This window comes from Pedobacter jeongneungensis (assembly GCF_000633455.1).
GTDB lineage: Bacteria > Bacteroidota > Bacteroidia > Sphingobacteriales > Sphingobacteriaceae > Pedobacter > Pedobacter jeongneungensis_A.
Genome location: NZ_AYMG01000008.1, coordinates 260,679 through 271,438, shown reverse-complemented (window position 1 = coordinate 271,438; position 10,760 = coordinate 260,679). Strand labels below are relative to the sequence as shown.

Here is a 10,760-nt window from a genome sequence, read left to right as displayed (position 1 = left end):
TTCACTGGTCATTTGTTCATTGGTTGGCATATTGCAGAAATGCCTCCTTGTTAATCTGTGCATCTGTGGCTCCTTCGACAGGCTCAGGATGACAACCTGCATTGGTGTGGGCAATAAAAAAAAATTATATATTTTAGCGGCTTACCTAAAAATATATCTACAGAATGAACAAGCAGATTCCTCCATTTTTTTTAAGCGACGAATATTTTATTGATGAGAAAGTCAACTTTTTAAAGTTTGCAAACGAGTACAAGGTGTACAACGATCAGGGCGCTCAGATCGGGATTATTAAACAGCGCATTTCAGGATGGCAAAAGGCTTTAACTTTATTGATTGATAAACGTATGATGCCCTTTAAACTTGAAATTACCGATACAAACGATCAGTTACAGGCTACCATTACAAGGGGCTGGACCTTCTGGATGTCGAAAATTATGGTTACCGATCCGCTTGGTGTTGAAGTGGGCATTATTAAACAAAAATTTAAATTTTTCAAGCCAACGTTTACCATTTCAAGTCCGGCAACAGGAGAAGAAATTGCCAAAATATCCGGCGATTGGAAAGCCTGGAATTTTACCATCACCAATAACGCAGGTGCAGAAATGGGCAAGATCAGCAAAAAATGGGCGGGTGCCATGAAAGAAATTTTTACCACTGCCGATAAATACAATGTTTCCATTGATCCCAGTTACGCAGAAAGCAATCAGAAAGTTGCGATTGTGGCTACTGCGATTACGATTGATATGGTTTTGAAAGAAAGTAAATAGCTGGTTAATTGTTTAAACGGTTAATTGATTAACTGTTGGGTGGGCGAGTAATTTAATGTATTAATTACTCGCCTATTTATAATAAAACCTTCTTCATCAATAATTTTCTTACAAACGATATCAATTAATTCGGCTAAATTTGGGATCAACAATTTAAGGTATCTTCATTGATATGAAAAAAACCAAAGAAGCCAAAAAGCCAGGTATTTTCAGTTTACTTGGAAATTATCGGGGCTTAATTTTTCTGCTGATCCTATTTGCCCTGCTCAGTAATGGCATTAATTTGCTTTTACCAAAGATTATTGCCAGCGGTATCGATTCTTATACCAACAAAACCTTCGACTTAAAAAGCATACTTTTCCAGTTTTCGCTGGCTATTGTACTTGTTTTTATCTTTACTTATTTACAAAGTATTGTGCAAACCTATGCTTCAGAGCGTGTGGCAAAAGATTTAAGGACAAAACTTTCTGATCAGATTTCGAGGCAAAGCCACGCTTATATTATTCAGGCCAATCCTTCTAAATTGCTTACCAACCTTACTGCAGATGCCGATTCAATCAAGATGTTTGTTTCGCAGGCCATTGTTTCCATTGCTTCATCTATCTTTTTAATTGTTGGGGCCAGTATCCTGCTGCTTATGATTAACTGGAAACTGGCATTATGTGTGATTGCGATTGTACCCATTATAGGCGGTGCATTTTTTTATGTATTGAGCAAAGTAAGGGTGCTTTTTAAAAAGAGCAGGGAAGTAATCGATTGGCTCAACAAGGTAATCAGCGAAAGTATAATGGGCTCGGCTTTGATCCGCGTAATCAATTCGCAGATGCTGGAATACAACAAGTTTTTAGACGCTAATGCGAAAGCAAGAGATTTAGGTATATCTATCCTCCGCATGTTTGCAGCGCTGATTCCGGTTATTGTTTTTACGGCCAATTTAGCTGGATTATGTATTTTGGTATTGGGTGGTCACTTTGTGATTACCAATTCGATGACCTTGGGAGAATTTACCGCTTTCAGCAGTTATCTCACACTGATTATATTTCCGATTTTGGTAATCGGCTTTATGAGCAACGTCATTGCACAGGCTACAGCATCTTATCAAAGGATTGAGAGTGTGCTGAATGCCAAGGAAATTAACCATCCGGGAACATTGACTACATCATTAAGAGGAGATGTGGAAGCGAAAGAAATCAGCTTAAGTTTTGGACAAAAACCAATTTTAAAGTCGGTTTCTTTTTCTGCAAAAGCAGGATCTAAAACAGCGATTATTGGCCCAACAGCTGCGGGTAAAACACAGTTGCTTTATATATTAACAGGTTTGATCGATGCTGATACTGGATCGGTGTTATATGATGGGCAGGAGATTAAACAATATAAACAGGAAGATTTTCATCAACAGGTGGGTTTTGTTTTTCAGGATAGCATTATGTTTAATATGAGCATCAGGGAGAACATTGCCTTTAGCGATACGGTTACGGATGAATCTTTAGCTAAAGCCATTGCCACAGCCGAGCTGAAAGATTTTGTTGATGCTTTGCCTGATCAATTGAACACAATTGTTTCTGAACGGGGAAATAGCTTATCTGGTGGACAAAAACAGCGGATCATGCTTGCGCGTGCACTGGCTGTAAATCCGAAGATCTTATTGCTGGATGATTTTACCGCCCGTGTTGATACCAATACTGAAAAGAGGATTCTGGAGAATATTCAGCAGAATTATCCGGGTTTAACTTTACTTTCCATTACCCAAAAAATAGCTTCTGTTGAACATTATGATAAAGTAATCCTGCTGATGCAGGGCGAGATTATTGCAGAAGGAACCCACCAGGAATTGCTGAAAAGCAGTCCTGAATATGTTCAGATTTACAATTCACAACAGAGCACCAGTAATTATGAACTACAATCTTAACCAGCTCAGCAACAAGCAGGAAAAGCAATCGACTTATAAAGCGCTGAAAAGCCTGCTAAAACTGATTTCTGCCGAACGACGAAACCTGTGGCTGGCACTGATTGCCATTTTAGTCAATTCTGGTTTATTGCTTTTAGGCCCGTTATTGATAGGCCATACGGTTGATACCTATATCCGCACCAAACAGTTTCATGGTGTGCTTATTTTTGGCGGTATCTTATTGGTGATGTATATGATTGCCATGGCTACTGGTTATACTCAAACCAGGTTAATGGGTGGTGTAGGGCAGCGGATGCTTTATACTTTACGTAACGCGATATTTAATAAATTACAGGAACTTCCGGTTTCATTTTTTAACCAGAATAAGGCAGGTGATCTGATTTCGAGGGTAAATAACGACACGGACAAACTGAACCAGTTTTTCTCGCAGTCGTTAATGCAATTTATCGGCAGTATTGTAACCATGATTGGGGCCGGTATTTTCCTGCTTTCCATTAACCTGGAATTAGGAGCCGCTACACTTGCGCCTGCCGTGATTATTGTACTTTTTACAGTGGCATTATCGCCCTGGGTAAAAGCAAAAAATGCTAAAAACTTAAAAAGTGTGGGCGGAATGAGTGCTGAAATCCAGGAAAGCCTCAATAATTTTAAAGTGATTATTGCCTTTAACCGCAGGGATTATTTTAGAAAACGTTTTGACGAGGCAAATAATCAAAACTACAAAACAGCAATTGGCGCAGGTTTGGCCAATAATATATTTGTACCCGTTTATGGCTTATTATCTAGTGTAGCCCAGTTGATCACCTTGTTGTTCGGTATTCATTTAATTTCAACAGGCAATTTTACGCTGGGTTTATTGGTGAGTTATATTTCTTACACGACAAATTTTTATAACCCATTAAGACAGTTAGCAGCACTTTGGACCAGTTTTCAGGTGGCCATGGCAAGTTGGGACAGGATTTCGCAAATCTTATCGTTAGAGAGTAATTTAAAACAAATAGCAGTGAATGAAACGGTTACTTCTGATGCCTTGCTGGAATTCAAAAATGTACACTTTTCTTATGATGATAGTAAAGAAATCCTGCATAACATCAATTTAAGGTTCGAGAAGGGTAAAACTTATGCATTGATCGGTCCGACAGGTGGCGGAAAAACCACAACAGCTTCGTTAATTTCCCGTTTGTACGATGCCACCAAGGGAACCGTTTTATTAAATGGAAAAGACATCCGTTCATTTTCTGCTGAAGAAAGGACACAAAAAATAGGTTTCATTTTACAAGAACCATTTTTATTTACCGGAACTGTAAAAGAAAACATTTTATATGGTAACAGTCAATATAAAGAGGTTAGCGATGCCGAGCTTGAAAAAATAATCGAAGAAGCCAACCTGAATGCTCTTTTGGCTATTTTTGATGAGGGACTAAACACACAGATTACTTCAGGATCTGATAGCATCAGTTTAGGGCAGAAGCAACTGATTGCTTTTATGCGTGCGGTTTTACGGAATCCGGAACTATTGATTTTGGATGAAGCTACCGCAAACATTGATACCATCACTGAACAGCTTTTGGGCAGTATTTTAAACAAACTTTCGAAAGAAACCACGCTGGTGATTATTGCCCACCGTTTAAATACCATCGAAAACGCCGATGAAATTTATTTTGTAAATGAAGGTGAAGTGCAAAAAGCAGGAACACTGAACGATGCACTGAATATGTTACTGAAAGGGAAACGGGTAAGTTAATTTAGGTTGGTCGCGATTTGTAATCTCGACTGTATGAGTTGTGAATTTGCAATCCAATAAAGGATTTTAAATCCTTGGTTCGAATAGACGGGATTGCAAATCCCGACTAACATTAATAAAAAACACAAATGAAAAAATATTTCTTCTCTCTGGCCTTTTCGGCCTTAAGTTTGGCTTCTTTTGCGCAAAGTGCCGCGCAAAATCTTTTTGTTCAGGATAGTTTAAAATTGATTTCTTCACAATTTAAGTTTACAGAAGGTGCATCGGTTGATAAAAATGGGAACGTTTTTTTTACGGATCAGCCTAATGATAAAATCTGGAAATATGACATTGATGGCAAACTGAGTTTGTATATGGATAAATCGGGAAGGGCAAACGGTACTTATTTTGATAAAAAAGGCAACCTTATTGTTTGTGCCGACGAAAATAACCAAATCTGGTCTATCAATAAAAGCAAAAAAATAAAAGTGCTTTTCAGTGATTATGAAGGCAAAAAGGTAAACGGACCAAACGATATCTGGTTGGATAATAAAGATGGTATCTATTTTACCGATCCATATTATCAACGCGATTACTGGACCAGAAAATCACCTGAAATTCAGGGACAAAAAGTATATTATCTTCCAAAGGGTAAAAAAGAAGCCATTGTTGTGGCTGATGATGTGGTAAAACCAAATGGCATTGTAGGTACGCCTGATGGTAAATTCCTGTACGTAGCCGATATGGGCGCAAACAAAACCTACCGTTATGCGATTGGCGCAGATGCCAAATTATCAGAAAGGCAGCTTATCCTTAACCAGCACTCTGACGGGATGACTTTAGATAGCAATGGAAATATTTACGTAACTGGAAAAGGAGTGAATATCTACAAACCAAATGGCGAAAAGATAGCCCATATTGATGTGCCTGAAGAGTGGTGTGGTAACATTTGTTTCGGTGGAAAGGATAGAAATATGCTATTTATCACGGCTTCAAAATCGATATACGTTATTCCGGTAAACGCAAAAGGAGTAGAGTAACTGATGATTTTAGTCGTTTAAAAGCATTTAAAGCCAGAAAAACGAGTGTGAACTAAATCAAAATTTTTTTCTGTTCAGTTTATTCAACCCCTAAAAATATTAAACGCATTATTTAGTTTTGGGTTCCTACTTATAGGGATAGACGACTATGAAAAAGCCCTCTCAGGATTGAAGGGCTTTTTTACTTTTATTTGATCCTATAGATAAGGTTTCAGATGCTAAAGGGTTTGGTTAAGTGTACTGAACAGATAGTCCCTTCGACTACGCTCAGGGTGACGAATTTATAATAATCCATCTCAGGATTTTAAATTCTGCATGTAGCCTGTTGGCGTTACTCCAAATTCTTTTTTAAAAGCCTTTGTAAAGTACGATTGTGTTTGTATACCTATGCGGTACATTACCTCTGTCATAAGTACATCTTCGGTTTTCATAATTTCTATCGCTTTTCTGAGTCTTGCGGATCTAACAAACTCCCCAATAGATTGACCTGTGATCGATTTTATTTTCTGGTAAAGTTTGGTTCTGCTCATGCCGATTTCTTTGCATAAATAGTCGATATCCAATTCAGGATTAATCATTTCGGCATCAATGATTGAAAGCAGCTTAGTTAAAAAGGCTTTGTCCTTTTCCGAATGGGCAAGTGCCCTGGGTTCAGTATCCTTATTTTTTAGATAATGCTCTTTCAATTTTTGCCTCTGCTCAAAAATATTTTTGATGGTGAGCAGCAATAGATTAGTGTTGATGGGTTTAGTGAAATACAGATCGGCACCAGAAGCAGCCCCTTCAATTTCGGCTTCAATGCTATTTTTGGCCGTGAGCATTAAAAATGGAATATGGCTGGTTTCTATATCTTCCTTAATGCGTCTGCAAAACTCAGTTCCGTTCATGCCGGGCATCATTACATCGCTAATAATCAGATCGGGGAGGTCTGTTCGAGCCTTCTCAAGTCCTGAATGGCCATCCGAAGCTTCTGAAATAGCATAAAAAGAGCTTAAAGTATCTTTTAAAAATGCCCTTAATTCTTCGTTATCATCTACAATAAGAATACTGGTAGTAGCATCTGCAGGTGTTTGTTCAGTAACCGGTTGTGTTACTTCAGTTTCTGATCGATAGCTGATGCTTTCTAAACGGGTTCCTCCAGGCTCATTGTTTTGACTAAACTGTTCGCTTAACGTATAATCTGCTTTATTGCCTGGAATACCGATAATAATTTCTGTTCCTTCATTCCGCTCGCTCGATACCTGGATCAATCCTTTATGTAACATGGTTAAGCTTTTTACAAAAGCCAAACCTACGCCAGAGCCCAAATGTGTTTCGGTGATCCGGTAATAACGCTCAAATAAATGCTGGATAGAATCTTTCGAAATTCCGATACCACTATCCACTACGCGGAAATAGATGTAGGAATTGGCTTCATAATCACTTTTAATCAGTAATTGGTTTTCGAAAGCCGGTTTGCGATCGCTCAGATCTGTAAATACCTGAAGTTTAAGCGTTCCACCAGCTTTAGTATATTTAATGGAGTTATTAATCAGGTTAAGGATGATTTTTTCGATCACCTGTCTGTCGAACCAAATATCGGCTGGAAGATTTTCTTTTTCAACCGTAAAACTGATCGATTTTTCAGCCGCCATCTCCGAAAACTCTTCTGCTACTTCATCAATAAAAAGATTCAGGTTTCCGTTTACTACATTAAGTTTTAAAGCACCTGATGCTGTTTTTCTAAAATCCATTAATTCGTTAATGAGTCTCAGTAAACGGTTGGCATTACGGTGGATGGTATTATAGTATGTTTGGAAACTTTCTTGTGTATCTTCCTTCAACAGGCGCTCAATCGGCCCCAATATTAACGAAAGGGGAGTGCGGAACTCATGCGAAATATTGGTGAAAAACTGCAGTTGAGTCTGGTGGATTTCTTCTCTTTTTTCTTCCTCTATTTTTCTGATCTCCAATCTGCGTTTAAAACTGAGTGCCAAATAGGTTAAGTATAAAGCAGTTGCTATAACGATTAGCCTGAACCACCAGGTTGCCCAAAAAGGAGGAGAGATAGTAATTTTTAAAGCTGTTCCTGTAGTATTCCAAACGTTGTCATTATTTGATGCCCTAACCCTAAAAGTGTATGTTCCGGGATCGAGATTAGTGTAAAATGCCTGCTTCACATGGCCTGCAAAAATCCAGTCTTTATCCTCACCCTCCAGTTTATAAGCATAATTGTTGTTTTCATTTGATACATAGTTTAAACTGGCAAAGCGGAACGATATCGAAGCCTGATCGTAATCCAGTTTGATTTCTTTGGTATAACTGATGTCGTTTTCTAGAGTAGATCCTTCTGTATTTGGTGAGATTTTCTGATTAAAGATCTGAAACTCCGTGAGGTAAACGGGTGGAATAAATTTATTGGTTTGGATATCATCTGGAAAAAAAGAGTTGAAACCGTTTATTCCTCCAAAAAACATTTCTCCGCTCCGTGTTTTTAAGTACGCATTGGTTTCAAATTCAAGTCCCTGCAAACCATCGCCGGTATTGTATTTTTTAAAATTTTCGTGCTGAGGATTAAATCTGGTAAGACCATGGGCCGTAGAGATCCAGAAATTGCCTTTGTCATCCTCCGTAATTCCTTTTATAAACTCGGTTGATAAGCCTGCTTTAGTCGTATAAAGCTCAAATTTGTTCTTTGTACGGTTAAAACGGTAAAGTCCGGCCTGCCCAATCCATAAATTGCTTTTGCTGTCGATAAAAATTACCCTTAAGTCGGGCTTTTTCCCATCACCCATAAAATAATGCGTAAATACCTGAGTATTGAGGTTATAACAGTTCAAGCCACCGTCATCTGTACCAATCCAAAGGTTTTTATATTGATCTTCATTAATGGCAACAATGTTATTTCCGCTTAATTTACTGCCGTTTTTCCCTTCTGTAATGCGTTTAAATTGTTTAGTCTGTGCATCAAAAAGGTTCAATCCGCCGTAGTAAGTGCCTATCCAGATGTTTCCGTTACTGTCTTCAAAGGTTTTCTGTACATAATCCGAAGAAATAGAATTAGGATTAGCGCTGTGATTAAAGCGGGTAAAAGAATCATCGCTATGCATCATGTTTAATCCGCCAGCCCATGTACCAACCAGTAACATGCCGTTTTTTACCTCTGTGATATCCAAAATGGCATCTGCACCGATGCTATTGGGATTAAAAGGGTTATAGCGATGGTGGATAAAGGTTTTACTTGTTTTGTTATAGATGTCGAGTCCGCCACCATCGGTTCCGATATAGATATTGCCAGCTTTATCCTCATGAAAGGCCCTAACATCATTATAACTTAAACTGTTTTTATTAGGCTCCTGACGTACCAGTTTAAATTTTTCTGCCTGCGGACTATAAAGATTTACCCCTCCACGGTGAGTGCCGATCCATAAATTTTCTTGCTGATCTACAAAAAGCGCCGAAACGGTGCGTTGCGATAAACTAAGGGCGTTGCCTGGTTCATTCTGATAATGTGTAAATGTTTCGGTTTTGGGGTTAAAGAGGTTCAAACCTCCATTTATACTACCTATCCAAAGGTTCTTCTGTTTATCGAAAACAATAGCCCTCACCAGATTACTGCCAATACTATTGCTGTTTTTTTCCTGATGTTGATAGGTTTTAACGATGTTCTTGCTGGGATCGTAATGGATTAAACCATTTTCTTCTGTTCCAAACCAAAATGAACCATCTTGATCTTTTTTAATTACCCTAAAGGTTTCATTTTCTAATGTTTTTATGGCTTTTAGGCTGCCTGATTTAAGGTTTAGAACATGAATGCCGGCATCAGTAGCCATCCAGACATTTTCTGCAGCATCGCAGTATAAATCGTTGATGTAATCTTTTCGGCTGGTTTTTGGTTGATCAGATGGATCTGGATATCGTTTAAAGGTATTCGTGGTTTTGTCAAGCAGGTTAAGTCCGCCACCATATGTGCCAATCCAAATCCCCTTTGTTGTTTCTTTAACCGAAGTGATGATATTATTGGTCTGGTTTTTTTTGTCTATGGATCTGTAGATTGTGAAATTATTTTTCTCGGCATTAAACCTGTTCAGCCCATCTGATGTACCGATCCAAAGGTTGTGGTTTTTATCCTCAAAAATACACCTGATGAAATTATCGCTGATGCTGTTTTCGTTTTTGCTGTGTTTAAAAACGGTGATTTGATTGCCATCATATTTGTTCAAGCCATCTCGTGTGCCAAACCAGATAAAACCCCTATAATCTTGAAAAATACATTCGATGGTACTGTTCGATAGTCCGTCTTCTACACTAACGTGTTTAAACTTTAAATTTTGCGCGCTGATGTTCCCTGTTGAAAAAATAAGGAGGAGCAGGAGAATGGTTCTCGTTAACGCGTTCATTTGATTGTTTGGTGGGATGGTTCTGAGGCGATAAAGATAATTGATTTTTATGAACCTTTTTTATGGGTTGGTGGGTTAGCCGCGTATCGTCATTCCCAACTTGATTGGGAATCTTAAAGCTTTCGCTGATTTGTAGGTTGCATTAGGATTCCCGCCTGCGCGGGAATGACGGGCGATTGGGTTAGCCGCGATCGTCATTCCCAACTTGATTGGGAATCTTAAAGTTTTTGCTGATTTGTAAGTTGCACTAGGGCTCCCACCTGCGCGGGAATGACGGGCGATTGGGTTAGCCGCGTATCGTCATTCCCAACTTGATTGGGAATCTTAAAGTTTTTGCTGATTTGTAAGTTGCACTAGGGCTCCCACCTGCGCGGAATGACGTATGAGTGGGTTAGCCGCGATCGTCATTCCCAACTTGATTGGGAATCTTAAGGCTTTCGCTGATTTGTAGGTTGCATTAAGGTTCACACCTGCGCGGGAATGACGGGCGAGTGGGTTAGCCGCGATCGTCAATCCCAACTTGATTGGGAATCGTAATGCTTTCGCTGATTTGTAGGTTGCATTAGGATTCCCGCCTGCGCGGGAATGACGGGCGATTGGGTTAGCCGCGATCGTCATTCCCAACCCGATAGCTATCGGGTTGATTGGGAATCTTAACGCTTTCGCTGATTTGTAGGTTGCATTAGGATTCCCGCCTGCGCGGGAATGACGGGCGATTGGGTTAGCCGCGATCGTCAATCCCAACTCGATTGGGAATCTTAACGCTTTCGCTGATTTGTAGGTTGCATTAAGGTTCCCACCTGCTCGGGAATGATGGGTGATTGGGTTAGCCGAGTATCGTCATTCCCAACTTGATTGGGAATCTTAAAGCTTTCGCTGATTTGTAGGTTGCATTAGGGTTCGAGCCTGCGCGGGAATGACGGGCGATTGGATTAGCCGCGA

5 protein-coding genes are annotated in these 10,760 nt (G+C 39.3%); 4 read left to right on the top strand and 1 reads right to left on the bottom strand.

Annotated elements, in window-relative coordinates; translation table 11 throughout:
* Positions 1-164: 164 nt before the first annotated feature.
* The 4 genes from U859_RS0107735 to U859_RS0107720 all read left to right on the top strand — a co-directional run bounded on the left by U859_RS0107735 (position 165) and on the right by U859_RS0107720 (position 5,439).
* Positions 165-767, top strand: a complete 603-nt coding sequence (locus U859_RS0107735) for an LURP-one-related/scramblase family protein (protein WP_025142834.1) — start codon at positions 165-167, stop codon at positions 765-767.
* A gap of 172 nt (positions 768-939) precedes the next feature.
* Positions 940-2,676: an ABC transporter ATP-binding protein gene (locus tag U859_RS0107730; protein ID WP_025142833.1), complete on the top strand. Its 1,737-nt coding sequence runs from the start codon at positions 940-942 to the stop codon at positions 2,674-2,676.
* Positions 2,660-4,420, top strand: a complete 1,761-nt coding sequence (locus U859_RS0107725; protein ID WP_025142832.1) for an ABC transporter ATP-binding protein — start codon at positions 2,660-2,662, stop codon at positions 4,418-4,420. Before U859_RS0107730 ends, U859_RS0107725 begins: the two co-directional genes overlap by 17 nt.
* Before the next feature lie 128 nt (positions 4,421-4,548).
* Entirely contained in the window at positions 4,549-5,439 is an 891-nt protein-coding gene (locus U859_RS0107720; RefSeq protein ID WP_025142831.1) for an SMP-30/gluconolactonase/LRE family protein, read from the top strand.
* A 296-nt stretch (positions 5,440-5,735) separates the two neighbouring features.
* Here U859_RS0107720 and U859_RS0107715 read toward each other — a convergent pair whose 3' ends face one another.
* Positions 5,736-9,818, bottom strand: a complete 4,083-nt coding sequence (locus U859_RS0107715; RefSeq protein WP_025142830.1) for a two-component regulator propeller domain-containing protein — start codon at positions 9,816-9,818, stop codon at positions 5,736-5,738.
* Between the last annotated feature and the right edge of the window lie 942 nt (positions 9,819-10,760).

Coding starts and splice junctions, on each gene's coding strand:
- U859_RS0107735 (WP_025142834.1), top strand. CDS start 165: ATGAACAAGCAGATTCCTCCATTTTTTTTAAGCGACGAATATTTTATT.
- U859_RS0107730 (WP_025142833.1), top strand. CDS start 940: ATGAAAAAAACCAAAGAAGCCAAAAAGCCAGGTATTTTCAGTTTACTT.
- U859_RS0107725 (WP_025142832.1), top strand. CDS start 2,660: ATGAACTACAATCTTAACCAGCTCAGCAACAAGCAGGAAAAGCAATCG.
- U859_RS0107720 (WP_025142831.1), top strand. CDS start 4,549: ATGAAAAAATATTTCTTCTCTCTGGCCTTTTCGGCCTTAAGTTTGGCT.
- U859_RS0107715 (WP_025142830.1), bottom strand. CDS start 9,818: ATGAACGCGTTAACGAGAACCATTCTCCTGCTCCTCCTTATTTTTTCA.